The organism is Rubellimicrobium rubrum (assembly GCF_006152115.1).
GTDB lineage: Bacteria > Pseudomonadota > Alphaproteobacteria > Rhodobacterales > Rhodobacteraceae > Rubellimicrobium > Rubellimicrobium rubrum.
The window spans coordinates 142,133-160,816 of the sequence record NZ_VDFU01000007.1; the positions used below are offsets into that span (position 1 = coordinate 142,133).

General features: G+C 65.6%; 18 protein-coding genes and 1 other RNA gene. 13 read left to right on the top strand and 6 right to left on the bottom strand.

The window, feature by feature from the left end:
• Window positions 1-8 precede the first annotated feature (8 nt).
• Window positions 9-239 (bottom strand): con-10 family general stress protein, encoded by a 231-nt coding sequence (locus FHG66_RS08360; protein ID WP_139076291.1) that lies wholly within the window; start codon window positions 237-239, stop codon window positions 9-11.
• A gap of 167 nt (window positions 240-406) precedes the next feature.
• Between FHG66_RS08360 and FHG66_RS08365 the strand changes: the two genes are divergently transcribed.
• From FHG66_RS08365 to FHG66_RS08385, 5 genes are all read left to right on the top strand, one after another.
• Window positions 407-1,855: an amidase gene (locus FHG66_RS08365; protein ID WP_139076292.1), complete on the top strand. Its 1,449-nt coding sequence runs from the start codon at window positions 407-409 to the stop codon at window positions 1,853-1,855.
• 25 nt (window positions 1,856-1,880) lie between these two features.
• Entirely contained in the window at window positions 1,881-2,942 is a 1,062-nt protein-coding gene (locus FHG66_RS08370) for an ABC transporter ATP-binding protein (protein WP_425471718.1), read from the top strand.
• A gap of 3 nt (window positions 2,943-2,945) precedes the next feature.
• Window positions 2,946-3,860: an ABC transporter permease gene (locus tag FHG66_RS08375; RefSeq protein ID WP_139076294.1), complete on the top strand. Its 915-nt coding sequence runs from the start codon at window positions 2,946-2,948 to the stop codon at window positions 3,858-3,860.
• Between the two features lie 76 nt (window positions 3,861-3,936).
• A complete protein-coding gene (locus FHG66_RS08380; RefSeq protein WP_246082519.1) occupies window positions 3,937-4,722 on the top strand; it encodes an ABC transporter permease in 786 nt (261 codons plus the stop codon).
• A gap of 14 nt (window positions 4,723-4,736) precedes the next feature.
• Entirely contained in the window at window positions 4,737-5,762 is a 1,026-nt protein-coding gene (locus FHG66_RS08385; protein ID WP_139076296.1) for an extracellular solute-binding protein, read from the top strand.
• A 35-nt stretch (window positions 5,763-5,797) separates the two neighbouring features.
• Here FHG66_RS08385 and aguB read toward each other — a convergent pair whose 3' ends face one another.
• The 3 genes from aguB to ndk all read right to left on the bottom strand — a co-directional run bounded on the left by aguB (window position 5,798) and on the right by ndk (window position 8,206).
• Window positions 5,798-6,655, bottom strand: coding sequence for an N-carbamoylputrescine amidase (gene aguB / locus FHG66_RS08390; RefSeq protein WP_139076297.1), 858 nt, complete (start codon window positions 6,653-6,655; stop codon window positions 5,798-5,800).
• The gene (locus FHG66_RS08395; RefSeq protein WP_139076298.1) at window positions 6,648-7,679 is read right to left on the bottom strand and encodes a histone deacetylase family protein; all 1,032 of its coding nucleotides are present in this window, start codon (window positions 7,677-7,679) and stop codon (window positions 6,648-6,650) included. The genes aguB and FHG66_RS08395 overlap by 8 nt, the downstream gene beginning before the upstream one ends.
• Before the next feature lie 104 nt (window positions 7,680-7,783).
• Window positions 7,784-8,206 (bottom strand): nucleoside-diphosphate kinase, encoded by a 423-nt coding sequence (gene ndk / locus FHG66_RS08400; protein WP_139076299.1) that lies wholly within the window; start codon window positions 8,204-8,206, stop codon window positions 7,784-7,786.
• 357 nt (window positions 8,207-8,563) lie between these two features.
• On the opposite strand from ndk, the gene FHG66_RS08405 reads away from it, so the two are divergent.
• Complete coding sequence (locus FHG66_RS08405; protein ID WP_139076300.1) at window positions 8,564-10,414, top strand: ABC-F family ATP-binding cassette domain-containing protein; 1,851 nt, start codon at window positions 8,564-8,566, stop codon at window positions 10,412-10,414.
• 59 nt (window positions 10,415-10,473) lie between these two features.
• Complete coding sequence (locus FHG66_RS08410; protein ID WP_139076301.1) at window positions 10,474-11,061, top strand: retropepsin-like aspartic protease family protein; 588 nt, start codon at window positions 10,474-10,476, stop codon at window positions 11,059-11,061.
• Here the strand turns inward: FHG66_RS08410 and FHG66_RS08415 are convergent.
• Both FHG66_RS08415 and FHG66_RS08420 read right to left on the bottom strand, forming a co-directional pair.
• Window positions 11,051-11,611, bottom strand: coding sequence for an RSP_2648 family PIN domain-containing protein (locus tag FHG66_RS08415; RefSeq protein WP_139076302.1), 561 nt, complete (start codon window positions 11,609-11,611; stop codon window positions 11,051-11,053). The genes FHG66_RS08410 and FHG66_RS08415 overlap by 11 nt on opposite strands.
• Entirely contained in the window at window positions 11,608-12,819 is a 1,212-nt protein-coding gene (locus FHG66_RS08420) for an RSP_2647 family RNA methyltransferase (protein ID WP_139076303.1), read from the bottom strand. The genes FHG66_RS08415 and FHG66_RS08420 overlap by 4 nt, the downstream gene beginning before the upstream one ends.
• Before the next feature lie 147 nt (window positions 12,820-12,966).
• Between FHG66_RS08420 and edd the strand changes: the two genes are divergently transcribed.
• The 6 genes from edd to FHG66_RS08450 all read left to right on the top strand — a co-directional run bounded on the left by edd (window position 12,967) and on the right by FHG66_RS08450 (window position 18,679).
• Window positions 12,967-14,769 carry a phosphogluconate dehydratase gene (gene edd, locus FHG66_RS08425; protein ID WP_139076304.1) on the top strand — a complete coding sequence of 601 codons (1,803 nt, stop codon included), beginning with the start codon at window positions 12,967-12,969 and terminating at the stop codon, window positions 14,767-14,769.
• Between the two features lie 70 nt (window positions 14,770-14,839).
• Window positions 14,840-15,490, top strand: a complete 651-nt coding sequence (eda, locus tag FHG66_RS08430) for a bifunctional 4-hydroxy-2-oxoglutarate aldolase/2-dehydro-3-deoxy-phosphogluconate aldolase (protein WP_139076305.1) — start codon at window positions 14,840-14,842, stop codon at window positions 15,488-15,490.
• A gap of 3 nt (window positions 15,491-15,493) precedes the next feature.
• Window positions 15,494-15,852, top strand: a transfer-messenger RNA (tmRNA) gene (ssrA, locus tag FHG66_RS08435).
• Between the two features lie 317 nt (window positions 15,853-16,169).
• A complete protein-coding gene (locus tag FHG66_RS08440; RefSeq protein WP_139076306.1) occupies window positions 16,170-16,838 on the top strand; it encodes a DUF1194 domain-containing protein in 669 nt (222 codons plus the stop codon).
• Window positions 16,839-16,862: 24 nt separating this feature from the next.
• A complete protein-coding gene (gene chrA, locus FHG66_RS08445) occupies window positions 16,863-18,131 on the top strand; it encodes a chromate efflux transporter (RefSeq protein ID WP_139076307.1) in 1,269 nt (422 codons plus the stop codon).
• Between the two features lie 68 nt (window positions 18,132-18,199).
• Window positions 18,200-18,679 carry an SspB family protein gene (locus FHG66_RS08450; RefSeq protein WP_139076308.1) on the top strand — a complete coding sequence of 160 codons (480 nt, stop codon included), beginning with the start codon at window positions 18,200-18,202 and terminating at the stop codon, window positions 18,677-18,679.
• Window positions 18,680-18,684 lie beyond the last annotated feature (5 nt).

Consider the following 18,684-nt stretch of genomic DNA (forward strand, 5'->3'; position numbering starts at 1 on the left):
TGGTCCGATCACGCCTGGCCGCCCTTGCGACCGGCCTCGGCCGCACGCGCGCGGTCGTTGGCGAAGTTGCCACCCGACGACTCGCCGCCCTTTCGACCGGCCGCCGCCGCACGCTTGGGATCGTTCCGGAAGTTCCCGCCCGAAGCCTTGCCGCCCTTGCTGGCGATGGCCCGCTGCTTTTCCGGATCCATGGCTGCAAAGCCGCGCGGAGGTGTGCTGGTGCCTTCTTGGTTGGCCATCGTGGCCTCCTGTCCGTTGACTCATGCGGCCCACCGAACCGGGATCGGTCGCGAATGTTCCACGCTCGTTTCGCAAAGTTCGCTTCCCCGCCATCGTTGGTCCCGGCTGGCCTTTTCCGTTCAGGTCGGGCTTTCTGTCCTTGGGCGGCTGGCATGGGTGGGCAGCAATGAGCTACGACGACCACGACGCGACCGGTCTGGCCGAACTCGTGGAAGCGGGCCGTGCAAGCCCGGACGAACTGCTGGACGAGGCGCTGACCCGCGTGCAATCCCGAAACCCTGCCATCAACGCAGTGGTTCTGGTTCAAGAGGACCGTGCGCGCGAGGCAATCCGTAAGGGCCTGCCTCGCGGGCCTTTCCAAGGAGTGCCGTTCCTGCTCAAGGATCTCGGTGCCGAAGCGGTGGGATTTCCAAGCCATTCCGGGTCGCGGCTGCACGCCGACACCGTATGGCCAGAGGATTCGGCCCTTGTGGCACGGCTCCGGGCTGCGGGGCTCGTCATCTTCGGGCGCACCACCTCGCCCGAAGGGGGGATCGGGCCTGCCACCGAAGCCGCCGTCTACCGTGGGCCGACCCGCAATCCTTGGAACCTCGATCATACGCCAGGGGGGTCCTCGGGCGGGGCTGGTGCAGCCGTCGCCGCAGGGATCGTGCCCGCGGCGCACGGGTCGGACGGGGGCGGATCGATCCGGATCCCCGCCTCGAACTGCGGTTTGTTCGGTTTCAAGGCCACCCGTGCCCGTTTCCCGGATGGGCCTTATGCCGGCGAGGGCTGGGGCGGCATGGCGATCGACGGTTTCCTGACCCGAACCGTTCGCGACTCTGCGGCGTTGATGGACGCCTGCGAAGGCGCTGATGCTGGCGCGCCCTACGTGGCCCCCCCGCTGGTCAAGGGCTATATGGCAGCCATCGCCCGCCCTCCCGAGCGACTCCGGATCGGCGTCTGCGACACGACCTTCACAGGGGACCCTGTGGACAAGGACTGTGCCGAAGCGGTCCATGAAGCGGCGAAGCTTCTCGATGCGCTGGGTCACGAAATCCGGCCCTATCGCCCCAAAGCGGACCACGACGGCATGATCCGGGCCTGGGTTGACATCGTGGCCTGCGGAACCGCGCTGGGGATCCGGTCGGCGCTTGCAGGCCGCCCGGCCGAGGACTGGATCGAGCCAGTTTCACGCGGGGCGCTGGCGCATGCGGCCACTTTGTCCGGCGAAGACTATCTCGATGCGATAGGTCGCATCCATGCCTATGGCCGCCAGATGGCGGAAGCTTTCGAGCCGATCGACATTCTCCTGTCCCCAGTTATGGCCGAACCGCCTGCTCGGATCGGTCGCTTCGCCCACCGATCGGACGACTACGTGGACTATCGGCTCGGGCCCCACGGCGTGTGGCCCTACTCGCCGTTCTGCACCGCCTTCAACGCCAGTGGGCAGCCCGCTGCCTCCCTTCCGCTTCATTGGACGGCCGGTGGCCTTCCGGTCGGCGTTCAACTCGCCGCCCCCTTCGGCAAGGATGAGACGCTGATCGCCTTGTGCCGCGAGGTCGAGATGGCCCGGCCCTGGTTCCACCGCAGGTCGCCCCCGCTGGACAAGCCGGAGCGCCCCGATGCAGCATGACCCCAACAACCATGGGGGACAGCACGTGAGCGCAAGGCCGGCGGTTTCCGCAGAAAGGGTCACCAAGCGGTTCGGCCAAGGCACCGCCGACGTGCGCGCCTTGGACGAGGTTTCGGTCAGCGTCGCCAGAGGCGAGTTCTTCACGTTGCTCGGGCCGTCCGGCTGCGGCAAGACCACCCTCCTGCGCTGCATCGCGGGCTTCGAAACTCCAAGTGCGGGCCGTATCCATCTGAACGGAAAGGACATCACCGACGAACCTCCGAACCGGAGGCGCGTGAACACGGTGTTCCAGTCCTATGCCCTGTTCCCGCATCTCACCGTGGCACAGAATGTGGCGTTCGGGCTGGAGATGATGGGCAAGCCACGCGCGGAGGTCAGCCGGACCGTTGACCGTATGCTGGCGCTCGTCCGGCTCGACCAACTGGCTGCCCGCCGACCCGAGGCACTGTCTGGTGGACAGCAGCAGCGCGTGGCCTTGGCTCGCGCGCTCGCGCCGCAGCCCGAAGTCCTGCTTCTCGACGAACCCTTGTCGGCTCTCGACCTCAAACTCCGCAAGGAGATGCAATCCGAGCTGAAACGGCTCCAGCACGAGACGGGGATCACCTTCGTCTTCGTGACGCACGATCAGGAAGAGGCCCTGACCATGTCGGACCGGATCGGCGTGATGTCGACCGGACGGCTCCTGCAGGTCGGCCCGCCGCGCGAGATCTACAACAGGCCGGTGAACCGCTTCGTCGCCGACTTCATCGGTGAGACCAACTTCATCCCCGCTATGGCTCAGGGTGGCCAGGTCCGCCTCGCCTCGGGCGAGGTGGTGGGCGAAAGCGCGCAGGCCGGCCCCGTCACCGTGGCGATTCGGCCCGAGCAGATCCGCCTATCCGAGCCCGGCGAAGTCGGAGGCATCCCGGCGACCGTAGAGGGCGCGACCTACTTGGGGACAGACAGCCACATCCATCTGCGCCTCAAGGACGGGTCGCCCGTGGTGGCGCGGGTGCCCTCCCTGCCCTCGGCTGAACCCGGCCCAGCGCCGGGCAGCTCGGTCGGGTTGCGCGTGGCACCCGGGGCAGTTCAGGTGCTGGAGGACTGAGGCATGACGTCAGGAGCCGCCGAAGCGGCTGGCCTGCGGCGCCGGACCCGAGCCGGATGGCTCCTGTCCACGCCCGCGCTGGTTCTTCTGGCCGCGGGTGCGGCCGGCCCCCTGCTCGTGGTGCTGGTCTTTTCGTTCCTGAGCCAAGGCGAGTATGGAGGCGTGTCCCTCCCCTTCTCTGGCGAGGCTTGGTTTCGCATCTTCCTGCAACGCGACATCTTCGACGGAACGGTCAGCGCCGCCGACGCTCACCTGGCGATCTTTTGGCGCTCGGTCTGGATCTCCCTGGCGACCACCCTCATCACCTTCGCGATGGGGCTGCCGACGGCATGGTTCATCGCGACGCGACCGCCCGGGCAGCGGAGCCTTTGGCTCTTCCTCATCACCATCCCGTTCTGGACCAATCTCCTGATCCGGACCTTTGCGATCATGGAGGTGATCCGGAACGAGGGGCTACTGAACACGGCGCTCCTCAGCCTCGGCGTCATCGATCAGCCGATCCAGATCCTGTTCACCGATTGGGCCACCCTCATCGGCACCACCTACGTCTACCTGCCGCTCATGGTGCTACCGCTTTACGCCGCCATCGATCGCTTCGACATGCGCCTGCTCGAAGCCGGCTACGACCTTTATGCCAGCCGCTGGAGCGTGCTGAGACGCGTGATCCTGCCGCTCGTGCGGCCAGGCATCGTGGCGGGCTGCATCCTGGTCTTCATCCCGTCGCTCGGCGCCTATGTGACGCCCCGGATCTTGGGCGGAGGGAAGAACATGATGATCGGCAACTTCATCGAGTTGCAGTTCGGCCAAGCCCGCAATTGGCCGCTTGGCGCTGCCCTGTCGATGGCCTTGATGGTGGTCGTGATGGCCGCCCTGCTGGTCTATGTGCGCGTGTCGGCGCGGGAGGGACGGGATGACTGAGATTCGCGTTGCCGCTGCACCGGATGCTCCACCCCTTGCAGCCACCCGTACGGCGCCCCCGTTTTCGGTCACCCGAATGCCGGGGTTCGGGCTGGTGGCCGTGGCGTCGTTCGCCGTCCTTTACCTGCCTATCATCACTCTTGTGATTTTCTCCTTCAACGCCTCCACTTCGATGTCATCCTGGGGCGGCTTGTCGCTCGACTGGTATCGGGCAGCTTGGCGAAACGAGGTGGTGCAAGAGGCGACGGTCCGGTCGCTGATCCTGGCCACTTCGGCTGCGGTCATCTCGACGACCGTGGCGACCCTGGCGGCCCTTGGCACGACGCGTCAGGGCCGCTTCCCGGGCCGGACCGCTATCTATGCCATGGTCAACCAGCCCCTGATGGTGCCCGAGATCGTCACGGCGGTGTCGCTGCTGATCGTGTTCGGCTTCGTTCGTAGCCTGACCGGCTATCAAGGGCTCGGTTATCTGATCCTGGCTCATTCGGCGTTCTGCGTGCCCTTCGCCTATCTTCCGATCCGGGCCCGGCTGGAGGGCATGGACCGGACATTGGAGCTTGCGGCCGCCGACCTTTACGCCTCGCCAGTCCAGGCGTTCCGCCGGATCACTCTGCCGCTTCTGGCGCCGGGCATCATGGCGGGCGCGATGCTGGCCTTCGTGGTGTCTCTCGATGACGTAGTCATCACGGAGTTCGTCAAATCGGCCGGCCAGGACACATTGGCCACCTACATGCTGGGCCAGTTTCGCCGAACCCTTACGCCCGAAGTCAACGCGATCTCGACGGCACTCCTGGGGTTTACGCTGGTGCTGCTGACTGGCTTCTTCCTCATCACGCGAAAGCGGGCCCGAGACCCGCGATAACTCAGGGAGTCCTCATGAAGACGCTTTACCTCAGCGCGGCGCTCGGCCTGCTCACCACCGCTGCGGCGGCGCAGGACCGGCAGCTCCAGCTCTACAACTGGGGCGACTACACCTCGCCCGAGATGATCGAGAAGTTCGAAGGCGAGACCGGCATCGACGTCACGATCACCGATTACGACAGCAACGACACGGCTTTGGCCAAGGTGCAGGCAGGCGGACACGGCTTCGACCTCGTGGTTCCGTCGGCCAACTATGTGCAGATCTGGGTCGAGCAGGGCCTCCTGCAAGAACTGGATCATGCGCGCCTGACCAACATCGGCAACATCGCCCCCGAATGGGTCGATGTCGCTTGGGATCCCGGCCGCCGTTACACCATTCCATGGCAGTGGGGCTCTACCGGCGTGTCGGTCAACACCTCGGTCTATTCAGGCGACATCAACACGTCGAACATCTTCCTCGACCCGCCGCCCGAGTTGCACGGCAAAATCAACGTCGTGCCCGAGATGAACGACATCATCTCCCTAACCATCATGAATGTCGGGGGCGAGCCCTGCACCGAGGACTTGGAGGTCCTGCGCCAGGTCCGCGACAAGCTCATGAACGCCAAGCAGTACTGGCTGTCCATGGACTACGATTCAGAGGCCAAGCTGTCGGCCAACGACATCATGGCGGCAGCCACTTGGAACGGGCCGTCGATGCGCGCCAGGCTCAACAACCCGCCGGTGCAGTTCGGCTATCCCAAGGAAGGCTATCCGCTCTGGATGGACTCGGTGGCGCTGCTTGCGGACGCGCAGAACGTGGACGAAGCCTATGAATTCCTCGACTTCATTATGGCCCCCGAGAACGCGGCCATGATCTCCAACTATGCGCGCTATGGCAACGGCATCGCTGGGTCCGAAGAGTTCATGGATGCGGAGATGCGCACCGCACCCGAGATCGCCATCCCGGAGGAGCACCGCGCCGCCGGCGTGTTCCTGCCAAGCTGCCCGGCCTCGGCGGTCAACATCTACTCGCAGATCTGGACCGAGCTTCAGAGCTAACCCAGCAGGCGGGCACCTAGACGGTGCCCAATTCCTCAGAGTGCGTTCAGGCGGCCATAAAGAGCCGGCCGCCTGTCGCGGAACAAGCCCCATTCCCGGCGTAGCGCGGCGCATCGATCAAGATCGATGGTGGCGAGTACGATCTCCTCGTGCTCGCGCGAACCTTTGGCCAGAGTCTCGCCCGTCGCGCCGGCGACGAAGGATGATCCGTAGAAGGCCACCTTGCGCCCGCCCTGGACCTCCGCGCCGATGCGGTTGGAGGCGACCAGCGGCATGAGGTTGGCGGCCGCATGACCGCGCATCACCGTTTCCCAATGGGGCTGGCTGTCATAACCCGGAGCTTCGGGCTCGCTGCCGATGGCGCTGGGGTAGAGCAGGACCTCGGCCCCCATGAGCGCCATGGCCCGTGCCGCCTCGGGAAACCACTGGTCCCAGCAGATGCCAATACCGATCCGTCCGACGACCGTGTCCCAGACCTGGAACCCCGTGTCGCCGGGCGAGAAGAAGAACTTCTCCTCATATCCCGGGTTCTGCGGGATGTGGCTCTTGCGGTAGACGCCCAGCACACGGCCGTCAGCGTCCACCACCGCCACGGAGTTGAAGTGGGCCTGCCCCGCGCGTTCGAAGAACGGCACTGGCAGCACGATCCCCAGTTCTCTCGCGAGATCGGCAAAGCGTGCGATCAGCGGGTGGCTGTCGACAGGCTGGGCCAGCGCCAGGAACCGAGGGTCCTGGGTGATGCAGAAGTACCGCGACTCGAACAGTTCCTGCAGCAGGACGAGCCGCGCACCCCGCGCCGCGGCCTCCCGAACCATCGCCTCGGCCTTGTCCGCGTTGTCGGCCAGGGTCTCGGAGGCTGCAAACTGGAGGGCAGCGACCGTAACCTCACGCATCCTCGAAGCCTTCCAGAACATTCACCGTGTTGAGGCCTACTTGTTCAATGGCATAGCCGCCCTCCATGCAGAACACGGTCGGCAGGCCCATGCGGCCGATTCGCCGGCCGCAATCCAGGAAATCGGGGCTGTCCAGCTTGAAGAAGCTGATCGGATCGTCCTTGTAGGCATCCACGCCCAGCGACACGACCAACGCCTCCGCGCCCCAGTTCGTGATGCGGCGGACCACACCATCCAGCGCCTCGGCCCACGGCCCATAAGCCGTGCCGGGTCCGAATGGGACGTTGATGTTGGCCCCCTCGCCTTCGCCCTCGCCCATCTCATCGGCAAAGCCCGCGAAGTAAGGATAAGCGTCCAGCGGGTCGCCATGGATCGACGCGAACAGCACGTCACCCCGGCGATAGAAGATGTCCTGCGTCCCGTTCCCATGATGGAAGTCCACATCGAGGATCGCCACCCGCCCGGCGCCCTGATCGCGGAACATCTGGGCCACGACCGCAGCGTTGTTCAGGAAGCAGTAGCCGCCGTACTGGTCCGATGTCGCGTGGTGCCCGGGCGGGCGGCACAGGGCGAATGCCGCTCGCGCCCCGTTCGCTACTTCGCGCTGCGCCGCCTGAGCCGAAGCCATGGAAGATTGGGCGGCCCGCCAAGTGCCTCCCGTGATGGCGGTCTCGCTGGCGTGGCAGTAGTATTCGACCTTGCCGTCGATGTTGCGGGGGATGCGGTCATGCCGCTGCCGCCGTGTCGGCATCCCGGCCGCGATCACCTCCCCGCCCTGCCCGGCCGCCTTCCATTCGTCGTAGGCGGTTTCCAGGAACGCAAGGAACCCAGGATCGAGCAGCGTGCGAACAGGCCCCATGTCGATCGGACCAGGCGCAACGATCTCTCCGAACTTGCGCTCCTTGAGCCGGGCTAGCACGTACTCGATCCGGGAGGGGCGCTCGTAGGGGGTGACGAACTCGCCCCCCGACAACTCGGCCTGCGGAAAGTGCAGGCGGTGATCCTCGCTGAAAAACGTCTTCATTCGACTCTCCGGGCCTTATGCAGAGTAGAGCCTGCCCGACCGGGTCCGAAAGAAAAAGGCCCGCGACTGACCGGCGCGAGCCTCTCGATCTCTTACTGGCTGGATCAGCCGACCAGTTCGGTGCCAGCGAAGAAGAACGCGATCTCTTGCGCGGCGGTCTCGGGGGCGTCCGAGCCGTGGACCGAGTTCTCGCCGACCGACTCCGCGAACTCGGCGCGGATGGTGCCCGGCGCGGCGTCCTTCGGATTCGTTGCGCCCATCACTTCACGGTTCTTGAGCACTGCGCCTTCGCCTTCGAGCACCTGGACCACAACCGGGCCGGACGCCATGAACTCGGTCAGCTCACCAAAGAACGGACGGGCCGAGTGGACGGCGTAGAACTGCTGGGCCTGCTCGATGCTGAGCTTCATGCGCTTCTGGGCAACGATGCGAAGACCCGCATCCTCGAACTTCGCGTTGATCTTGCCCGTGAGGTTGCGGCGGGTCGCGTCGGGCTTGATGATCGAAAGGGTGCGCTCGATGGCCATGATCTCGTCCTTGCAGGCCCGGGCCCCTTGCCCAGGCATTCCGGCGCGCGCCTAGCACGGGCTGCCCGGCCTGAAAAGAGTGGCAGCCTTGGCCGGGATTGTGCTCAGGCAGCCGCGATCCCGCGACGGGCTCGACCCTTGACCCGCGCCGGTTCGCCGGCGAGCAGCCAGCGAGGTGCGCCTAAGGGCGGGATGTACTGCGCTTCACACGCTTCTCGGGGAGGTCCAACCCGCCGCAACCCTGTGCATGCCCGAAGGGAATGGCCGAAGGCGAAGCGAGTTCCCGAGCGCTCTGGTTGACGCACTGTCTCTGTTGCGGCAGGAAACCGCGTCCACGCCACCCCGGAAGGTTCCGCGATGCTCCGCCTCGACGATATCTCCTACTCGGTCGAAGGCCGCCCCTTGATCGAACACGCCTCGGCCACCATCCCGACGGGCCACAAAGTTGGCTTGGTCGGCCGCAACGGCACGGGCAAAACCACCTTGTTCCGCCTCATCCGAGGTGAGCTGACCCTGGACACTGGCACCATCGAGGTGCCCAGGGGCGCGCGGATCGGGGGCGTCGCGCAGGAGGTTCCGGGCAACGACATGTCCCTGCTCGACACCGTGCTGGCCGCCGACACAGAGCGCGCCTCTCTCCTCGAAGAGTCGCACACCGCCACGGACCCGCACCGGATCGCCGACATCCAGACCCGTCTTGCCGACATCGACGCCTGGTCCGGCGAGGCGCGGGCGACCGGGATCCTCAAGGGCCTGGGCTTCACCGACGAGGAAACGCGCCAGCCCTGCTCTGACTTCTCGGGTGGCTGGCGGATGCGCGTGGCCCTTGCTGCCGTCCTGTTCGCACAGCCGGACCTGCTGCTTCTTGACGAGCCCACGAACTACCTCGATCTGGAAGGCGCGCTCTGGCTGGAGTCCTACCTCGTCAAGTATCCCCACACTGTCCTGATCGTCTCGCACGACCGCGAGCTTCTGAACCGCTCTGTCACGGGCATCCTGCACCTGTCGGAGAAGAAGCTCACCTACTGGAACGGCCCTTACGACCAGTTTGCTAGGCAGAGGGCCGAGCAGCGGGCCAACCTTGTCGCCCAAAGCAAGAAGCAGGAGGACCGCCGAGCCCACCTCCAGGCCTTCGTGGACAGGTTCAAGGCCAAGGCTTCCAAGGCCAAGCAGGCCCAGTCCCGTGTCAAGATGCTTGCCAAGATGGAGACGATCCGCCTCCCCGAGGATGACGCCCGCACTGTCTTCACCTTTCCCGAGCCCGAAGAGCTGTCGCCGCCGATCATCACGACCGAGGACGCAGCGGTGGGCTATGGCAACCACATCGTCCTGCATTCGCTCAACCTGCGGATCGATCAGGATGACAGGATCGCGCTCCTGGGTCGCAACGGCGAGGGAAAGACCACGCTTGCCAAGATGCTGTCCGACCGACTGGCCGTCGCGCGTGGCCGGCTTACCCGATCCAACAAGCTCCGCATCGGCTTCTTCGCCCAGCATCAGGTGGATGAGCTTCATGTCGACGAGACGCCGTTGCAGCACCTTCAGCGCCTCCGGCCCGACGATCATCAGTCGAAGCTTCGTGCCCGCCTTGCCGGTTTCGGCCTTCTGGCCGCACAGGCCGAGACGGTCGTCGGCCGCCTCTCCGGCGGTCAGAAGGCGCGCCTGTCCCTGCTCTTGGCGACGATCGACGCACCCCAGCTTCTCATCCTCGACGAGCCGACGAACCACCTCGATATCGAGAGTCGCGAAGCTTTGGTCGAGGCGCTGAGCGCCTATAACGGCGCGGTGATCCTCGTCAGCCACGACATGCACCTGCTGTCGATGGTCGCCGACCGTCTCTGGTTGGTGAAGGGTGGCCGTGTGCGGCCGTATGACGACGACCTTGATGCCTATCGCAGCATGCTCCTCGCCGGGGACAGGCCCGTCGAGAAGCCGGTCGAGAAGCCCAAGGCCGCCCGCCCCTCGCGCGAGGCGCTCCTGTCGCTGCGGGCCGAGGTGCGGAAGTGCGAGGAGCGGCTCGCCAAGATCAACGATATGCGCGACAAGCTTGCGAAAAAGTTGTCCGATCCAGAGCTTTACGAGGACGCCCGCAAGGGGGAGCTGGAGACTTGGAACAAGAAGTATGCCGAGGTCATGGACGGTTTGCGCCGGGCGGAAGCGCTCTGGATGGCAGCCCAGGGAAAACTTGAAGAGGCCGAGACAGCCTGACCTCGTGTCGCAGCGGTCCAGCCCTTTCTTCCGCGCCTCCGTCGCCCCATATCTGGGGCATGAGCGCGGATGACACGGCAAGCCTTCTTTACCTTGGACTTCTGTTCCTGCTGGTCACGGGATCCTACTTGATCGCTTCGCGGGGGCGCATGGGTCAGATCCTGACCCAGGCCGCCATTTGGACCCTGATCTTCCTGGGCGTGATCGCTGCGTTCGGCCTTTGGCCAGAGATCCGTTCGGCGGTGATCCCGACACAGGCGGCGCTCGTGACGCCAAGCGGACAGGCCGTCGCGGTGCCGCGGGCCATGAACGGCCATTACTACCTGACGCTGGAGATCAATGACGAGCCGATCGTGTTCACGGTGGACACGGGCGCGACGGATCTGGTCTTGTCCCGCGCCGACGCGCGGACGGCAGGGATCGATCCGGACGACTTGGCTTATCTCGGCGTTGCCGGAACCGCCAACGGACAGGTTCGCACGGCTCGGGTGACACTGGACGAGGTGGAGTTGGAAGGGATCGTGGATCGAGATCTTTCGGCAGTTGTCACCGATGGCGAGTTGGACTCGTCGCTGCTCGGGATGAGCTATCTGCACCGGTTCTCGCGGATCGAGATCGCGGACGGGGAGCTGGTCCTTACGCGCTGAGCCGCGCGAGCGTCTTGGACAAGACGTTCAGCCGGGCCTTTCTGAGCAGCGTCCGTGTGGTCCACTCCTCGCCAGACAGCTGCGTGGCCTTGGCGACCGACTCCGACACGACCTGGTTCATGACCCCCGGCGATGCCTGCGCAAGTCCGGCCAGGAAGTGGTCGGGATCCAGGCGCTGAAGCCCTTCCTCGGCCAGGACACCCCGTGGGAAATCCTTGGCGTTCATCGTGAGGATGGCGTCAGCGGACCCCACGACGGCCGCCGCAAGCACATGAACGTCATCCGGGTCGGGAAGCCACAGGCGCCGTTCCTGCCCTTCCGCGCCTGTGACCATCGCCTGAGGCCAGCGCGCCTGAAGGGACGCGATCTCGGCTCGAGCCACCGCCTCCCCCTCTGGGCCGAGCCGAGCCGCGGCCCGCGCCCATTCCTCGAGAAGACGCGAGGACCAGAGCGGCTCGTACAGCCCTTCGGACGCGGCTCCCATCAGGATCTCGCGCAGGACGGTCGGATACAGGACGTTGGCATCCAGAAGGACGCGGAGCCGCTTCACAGCCGGAAGAACAGCGTCTTGAGATAGCCGCTTTCGGCAAGATGCGGCAGCGTCGGATGGTCTGGCCCGGCAAAGCCGGTCCAGATGATCTGTCCGCGCCGTCCGGCTCGCCCGATCCCGCGGGCGCTGGCCGCACGGAACTTGGAAAGATCGGCCGCATGAGAGCAGGAGCAAAGGCCAAGATACCCGCCATCCTTGACGAGCGGTGCGGCCAAGCGCGCGATCCGCTCATAGGCGCGGAGCCCCGCGTCCAGCGCGTTCTTGGACGGCGCGAATGCCGGCGGGTCGCAGACCACGACGTCGAAGCGCTGGCCCTCCGCCGCCAGGCGCTCCAGTTCTTCGAAGGCATCGCCCTTCCGGCGTTCGAAGCGCTCCCAGACGCCCATGTTCTCGGCGCCGGCGCGGGCAAGGCTCAGGGCCGAGTCAGAGGCATCGACGCACAGCGCGAACTCGGCACCGTTCGCGAGGGCTGCGAGCCCAAAGCCCCCCACATGGCTGAACACGTCCAGGATGCGCCCCCCGCGGGCGAGCTTGGCCGCGAAGGCGTGGTTGGGGCGCTGGTCGAAAAACAGCCCGGTCTTCTGGCCGCCCATCACATCCGCGAAGTAGGTAGCTCCGTTCATCGGCACCTCAATCGGCCCGTCCGGAGCGGTGCCAAGCGCCATCACGATCTCTTCAGTCAGGCCCTCGAGAGCGCGCGCGCGTCCGGAGCCATTCTTGACCACCTGGGAGATGCCAGTGACCCGCGTCAGCGCGGCGACAAGGACGCCCAGCATGGCCTCGGACCAGGCCGCGTTCGGCTGGACGACGGCCAGATCGCCCATCCGGTCGATCACGACACCTGGCAAGCCGTCGGCCTCTGCGTGGACAAGACGGTAGAACGGCCGGTCGTACAACGCCTCACGGTGCGCCAAGGCGCGCGACAGCCGCGCTGCGATCCAGCTTTCGTCAATGACGGCGGCGGGGTCCTGATCCAGCACCCGCGCCACGATCTTGGATTGCGGATTGACGGTCACCACGCCCATGGGCCGACGTTCGCTGTCCTCGAGTACGGCGAAGCTGCCCGGCAGGAGACTGGAGGTGCGGCGGTCCATGACCATCTCGCCGGCGTAGATCCAGGGGAAGCCGTGCCGGATGGCCCTCGCCTCGGCCTTGGGGCTCAGGCGCACGACAGGGTATGGCGGTTCGAAGAATTGGGGTAGAGTCATGCCGTCCCATTAGCGCCGGGGGCTTGGGTCCGAAAGACCAAAGTTCCGGGACCACATTGGATCAAATGCGCCCCTCTGGCGCAGCTCACGGGCATTGTTAGCGCTAACGGCTGATGCTACATGACAGGCGCCCGCAGGAGAACGTCCATGCCCCTCGACTCTCACATCGCTTCCGTAACCGACCGGATCCGGGAACGTTCCCGGACCGCCCGCACGCGCTATCGGGACAAGATCGCCCGCGCGCAGGAAGCCGGAACCCGCCGCGCGCATTTGACCTGTGGTAACCAGGCCCACGCCTATGCGGCGATGGGACCCCAAAAGGATGCGCTGGTCGAGGGTCGGGTTCCGAACGTCGGCATCGTGACGGCCTACAACGACATGCTCTCGGCCCATCAGCCCTACGAGACCTACCCGCCGATGCTTAGGGCCGCCATCAACCGCGCGGGCGGCACGGCCCAGGTGGCAGGCGGCGTTCCCGCCATGTGCGATGGGGTCACGCAGGGCCAGATCGGGATGGAGTTGTCGCTCTTCTCTCGCGACGTAATCGCGCTGGCAGCCGGGGTATCGCTGTCGCACAACACTTTCGATGCGGCGATTTATCTTGGGATCTGCGACAAGATCGTCCCCGGCCTCGTGATGGCGGCGGCGTCATTCGGGCATCTTCCCGGCATCTTCATCCCGGCCGGCCCGATGACATCGGGCATTCCGAACGAAGAAAAGTCCAAGGTCCGCCAAAGGTTCGCGACAGGCGATGCGACCCGCAGCGAACTGATGGCGGCCGAGATGGCCTCGTATCACGGTCCGGGAACCTGCACGTTCTACGGCACCGCGAACAGCAATCAGATGCTCATGGAATTCATGGGCCTGCATCTGCCCGGCGCGAGCTTCGTGAACCCGAACACCCCCCTGCGCGAGGCCCTGACCACTGCGGCCGCCGAACGGTCCGTCGCCATCACGGCGCTGGGGAACGAATACCGCCCCGTCGCCGACATCCTGGATGAGCGGGCCTTCGTGAACGGCATCGTCGGCCTGATGGCGACAGGTGGCTCCACCAACCTTGTGCTTCACCTCCCGGCGATGGCGCGGGCAGCGGGGGTGCTTCTCGACCTTCAGGACTTTGCCGACATCTCGGCCCGGATCCCGCTGATGGCCAAGGTGTATCCGAACGGCCTGGCGGACGTGAACCACTTCCACGCGGCAGGCGGGCTGCAGTTCATGATCGGCGAACTGCTGGATGCGGGTCTCTTGCACGATGACGTGGTGACCGTGGCTGGCGATGGGCTGCACCATTATACCAAGGAACCCCGGCTGACCGAGGCCGGCCTCGTCTGGGCTGACGGCCCCAAAGCGACCGAGAACGACAGGATCCTCCGCCCGGCCCAAGATCCGTTCCAGCCTCAGGGCGGGCTCGTGCAATTGTCCGGCAATCTTGGCCGGTCCGTCATCAAGGTTTCCGCCGTCGCGCCCGAACGGCAGGTGATCGAGGCTCCGGCCCGCGTCTTCCACTCCCAAGAGGCCGTCAAGGACGCCTTCAAGGCCGGGGAGTTCACGGGCGACACGATTGTTGTCGTGCGCTACCAGGGCCCCAAGGCCAACGGCATGCCCGAGCTTCATGCCCTGACGCCGGTCCTCGCGGTGCTTCAGGACCGGGGTTACAAGGTCGCCTTGGTCACCGATGGACGGATGTCAGGGGCCTCCGGCAAGGTTCCCGCCGCCATTCACGTCTCCCCCGAGGCGGCCGATGGCGGCCCCATCGCCCTGATCCGGGACGGCGACATGCTGCGCCTGGACGCCCGTATCGGACGGCTCGACGTCTTTGCGGACATGACGGGGCGCACGCCCGATCCGGTGGACCTGTCGGACAACGAGGATGGGCTGGGGCGCGATCTCTTCGCGGTCTTCCGCCGGAACGTCGGCTCCGCTACGGAAGGCGCGGCCGTGGTGCTATAGGCCAAGCTTTCCACCTTCTTCGACAACCCGGTCGGTGATCCCTTTCCGCCCGGCGCAACAAGGATCGACCATGACCCCCGACCACGCTTCCGAGCTGACGGCCCGCGTCTGTGGACTGGCGCCCGTCATTCCCGTGCTGGTGATCGATGACGCTGCCAGCGCGGCGGATCTAGCCCGCGCACTGGTGGCCGGAGGGCTTCCGGCTCTGGAGGTGACGCTCCGCACTCCTGCGGCCCTGGAGGCCATCCGGGAGATGTCCCAGGTCGAGGGCGGAGTCGTCGGCGCGGGCACGCTGCTGACCGAAAAGGACGTCGAAGCTGCCAAGGAGGCTGGCGCGAACTTCGGGGTCTCGCCCGGCTTCACGCGACGCCTTCTTGATGCCGCCGAAGCCAACGACCTGCCCATGCTGCCCGGAGCCGCAACCCCCTCCGAGGCGATGTACCTTTTCCAGCGCGGGTACCGCATCCAGAAGTTCTTCCCGGCCGAGGCGAACGGCGGCGTCCCCGTGCTCAAGGCTTGGGGTGCCCCGATTCCGCAGGTGCGGTTCTGCCCGACCGGGGGGGTCTCGCTCCAGAACGCGCCGACCTATCTTGCGCTGTCGAACGTGGCCTGTGTGGGCGGTTCGTGGGTGGCCCCCGCGGCGCTGGTCCGTTCGGGTGACTGGGCGGGAGTCGCCCGCCTAGCTGCCGAAGCGGCCAGTCTTCCCCGCGCCTCAAGCTGACAGGGTCTTGTGCGCGAACACCGCGCACACTATCTAGAGGGCGTCCGGGCAACCGGACTATGGACATAAACGCGCTCGTAATAAGCGGATCGGACCCGGGGGCGGTACCCGGCGACTCCACCAAACAACCCTTCGTTGGGGGCAAATGGGGTCGAAACAGGATCGACGAACGTGTAAAGGGGTTTTTGCTTTGTCCCGGTGAGGTACCACCGTTATCGGTCCGAAAAGTACAGTTGCCAACGACAACCGTGCTCCGGCGATGGCTCTGGCTGCGTAAGCAGTCCGGGTATCCCGAACCTAAGTCCTAAGGGGTAGCACCTTTAGGCGGGGTCCGCAGGCACCTGGCAACAGAAGCCTGCACCTTCCCCCTTCCCTAAGCCGGCTCATCCCAATGCGATAGGACAACGGGCTCGGTCTGACGCTGATCCTTCACCCGCAGGTCTTGGTGCGTGACTGCAGGGAAACGAAAGGCCCTCGTTCGTGTCCTTGGGGCTGAAATCGCCTCACAAGAACAGTTCTGCCAGGACGGCCATCACGACAGGCGTAACGCCTTTGACTGGTGTTCCCTGCCTGTTCTGTCCTGCGCTGCGCCCGATGCAAGCCGCACCATCATCGCGGCATCGAGTTCTGGCGAACGATCAGGCTTGATCGGAGCGGGTGCCACACGCAGCATGGCGCCATGCTGCGTGCTTGCCTCAGCGCCCTCGCGGGCTTGCTTGCGTTCTCGGCCTTGGCCGGAACCGTTGACGGCCGTTGCGACACCGCGCTGGTCCTGGCCATCGATGTCTCCAATTCGGTCGAAGAGGCGGAATTCCGGCTCCAGATCGATGGCCTTGTGGAAGCCCTTGAGGACCCCGTGATCACTGATGCACTGGTCGAAGGGCAGGTCGCGCTCGCAGTCATGCAGTGGTCGGGCGCTCGCGAACAACGAGTCTCAGTTCCGTGGCGACGCATGGCCACCCAAGCGGATGTCGCCATCCTTGCGGGTACGATTCGCTCGCTGCCGCGCGCGTACATCCGGTCGGGGACTGCTCCGGCTGACGCCATACGGCGCGGCTTGGCTCTCCTGTCGGAGGTGCCGGAATGCAGGCGCCATGTGATCGACCTCTCGGGCGACGGTCAGCGCAACATGGGGCTCAACGTCTCCCGTGCCCGAGACGCGGCTGTCGCGGAGGGCGTGACCATCAACGCCATCGCCATCGAGACGACCGGAACCGCCATCTCCGATTTTTATCGCAGCGAAATGGTGACCCCGGACGGCTTTGTCATGTCGGCGCGCGGGCATCGCGATTATCCACGTGCGATCCGCCGCAAGATCCAGCGAGAGCTGAGCCCGCCAGTCGGCTGACCCTTCCACCCAAGGACTCCCCGAATGATGCCATCTAAGCCCACTCTTGGCGAACTCACGCGCGTGTTCCTGCGGATTGGCCTTCTCAGCTTTGGCGGCCCGGCGGCTCAGATCGCGCTGATGCATCGCGAGTTGGTCGAGGAACGGCCGTGGCTCGAAGAACAGGAGTTCCTGCGCGCGCTCAGCTTCTGCATGCTGCTGCCAGGCCCCGAGGCCATGCAGTTGGCGACCTTCGCGGGATGGCGGTTGCACGGCTTGCCCGGAGGACTGGTCGCCGGGGGTTTGTTCGTGCTGCCGGGGATGTTGGTCATCTTCACCCTGGCTTTCGTCTATGGTGCCCTGATCGACATGGCTCTGGTCCAGGCGCTGTTCCTAGGCGTCAAGGCCACCGTCGTGGTGATCGTGATCGAGGCCATCCTCCGCGTGGCCAAGCGGGCCCTTGGGTCGACCGACCAATGGGTTCTTGCGGGTCTTGCCTTTGTGGCCCTGTTCGCCTTCGCCGTTCCGTTCCCGCTGGTTGTGATCACCGCAGGGCTCTGGGGTGGGCTGACGGCGGGGTCGGCTCCGCGTGATCTGGCTCTCCCTCGGATCCGGCCGGGAACCCTCGCCACCACGCTGGCTCTGGGACTGGCGCTGTGGTGGGCGCCCGTGGTGCTTGTGGCCCTAGCAGGGCAGGACTTCCTGACGGATCTTGGGCTTTTCTTCTCGAAACTCGCGGTTGTGACGTTCGGCGGCGCCTACGCCGTGCTCAGCTACATGGCGCAAGAGGTCGTATCCGGCTACCGCTGGGTCTCGACCGAGCAACTGATGGATGCGTTGGGCCTTGCCGAGACGACGCCGGGACCGCTTATCCTCGTTACCGCGTTCGTGGCCATCGTTGCAGGACTTAATCAGGGCAGCGCCCTACTGGGCCTCGCGGGTGGTCTGATCGCCGTATGGGTCACCTTCGTGCCCTGTTTCTTGTGGATCTTCGCTGGCGCTCCGCTGGTGGACTGGCTCGCCGGGCAGCCCCGGCTCCGCGCGGCCCTGTCGGCCATTACGGCGGCCGTGGTGGGCGTTATCCTTAACCTGTCCGTATGGTTCGCCCTTCATGTCCTCTTTGCCGAGGTCGCTCCGCTCCAGATGGGACCTATCCAGACGCTCCGACCCGTGTGGGCAAGTTTTCAGCCCGTGGCCGCCCTGCTCGCGCTTGCCGCGGGCTGGCTCCTGCTGAAACGCCATGTTTCCATGCCGCTGACGTTGGCCATCATAACGGCCGTGGCAGGAGCAATCCATCTGGCCGGGCTGGCCTGATGCACCCTCTTCCGCCCGGCAAGGAATTCCCTATGCTTACCACGGTGAGACTAGGGAGGGCTGGGCCCGTGACGCGTTCCATTGATTACGGACACCTCATGCATCGCCACATGCGGCACCTGATCCACGAAGTCCTTGACGATGTGGCCGCCCATGGTCTCCCGGGGAAGCACCACTTCTTCATCACCTTCGATACGCAGCACCCCGATGTAGAGATCGCCGACTGGCTGTCCGACCGCTATCCGGGCGAGATGACGATCGTGCTCCAGCACTGGTTCGCCGATCTGGAGACGAGCGAGGAAGGCTTCTCCATCACGCTCAACTTCGGCGACAACCCCGAACCACTGTACATCCCGTGGGATGCGATCCGGACGTTTGTCGATCCGTCGGTCGAGTTCGGCCTCCGCTTCGAGTTGCAGGGTGCCGCCGCTCAGCCGACCGAGCCCGAGTCTCCGCCACCCGGCAAGGACAAGGAAGGCGAGGATCGGCCGGACGCTGGCAATCGCGCGGCAGCTCAGGTCGTGAGCCTCGACAAGTTTCGCAAGTAGGCCCG

Coding starts and splice junctions, on each gene's coding strand:
- FHG66_RS08360 (WP_139076291.1), bottom strand. CDS start 239: ATGGCCAACCAAGAAGGCACCAGCACACCTCCGCGCGGCTTTGCAGCC.
- FHG66_RS08365 (WP_139076292.1), top strand. CDS start 407: ATGAGCTACGACGACCACGACGCGACCGGTCTGGCCGAACTCGTGGAA.
- FHG66_RS08375 (WP_139076294.1), top strand. CDS start 2,946: ATGACGTCAGGAGCCGCCGAAGCGGCTGGCCTGCGGCGCCGGACCCGA.
- FHG66_RS08380 (WP_246082519.1), top strand. CDS start 3,937: ATGCCGGGGTTCGGGCTGGTGGCCGTGGCGTCGTTCGCCGTCCTTTAC.
- FHG66_RS08385 (WP_139076296.1), top strand. CDS start 4,737: ATGAAGACGCTTTACCTCAGCGCGGCGCTCGGCCTGCTCACCACCGCT.
- aguB (WP_139076297.1), bottom strand. CDS start 6,655: ATGCGTGAGGTTACGGTCGCTGCCCTCCAGTTTGCAGCCTCCGAGACC.
- FHG66_RS08395 (WP_139076298.1), bottom strand. CDS start 7,679: ATGAAGACGTTTTTCAGCGAGGATCACCGCCTGCACTTTCCGCAGGCC.
- ndk (WP_139076299.1), bottom strand. CDS start 8,206: ATGGCCATCGAGCGCACCCTTTCGATCATCAAGCCCGACGCGACCCGC.
- FHG66_RS08405 (WP_139076300.1), top strand. CDS start 8,564: ATGCTCCGCCTCGACGATATCTCCTACTCGGTCGAAGGCCGCCCCTTG.
- FHG66_RS08410 (WP_139076301.1), top strand. CDS start 10,474: ATGAGCGCGGATGACACGGCAAGCCTTCTTTACCTTGGACTTCTGTTC.
- FHG66_RS08420 (WP_139076303.1), bottom strand. CDS start 12,819: ATGACTCTACCCCAATTCTTCGAACCGCCATACCCTGTCGTGCGCCTG.
- edd (WP_139076304.1), top strand. CDS start 12,967: ATGCCCCTCGACTCTCACATCGCTTCCGTAACCGACCGGATCCGGGAA.
- eda (WP_139076305.1), top strand. CDS start 14,840: ATGACCCCCGACCACGCTTCCGAGCTGACGGCCCGCGTCTGTGGACTG.
- FHG66_RS08440 (WP_139076306.1), top strand. CDS start 16,170: ATGCTGCGTGCTTGCCTCAGCGCCCTCGCGGGCTTGCTTGCGTTCTCG.
- chrA (WP_139076307.1), top strand. CDS start 16,863: ATGATGCCATCTAAGCCCACTCTTGGCGAACTCACGCGCGTGTTCCTG.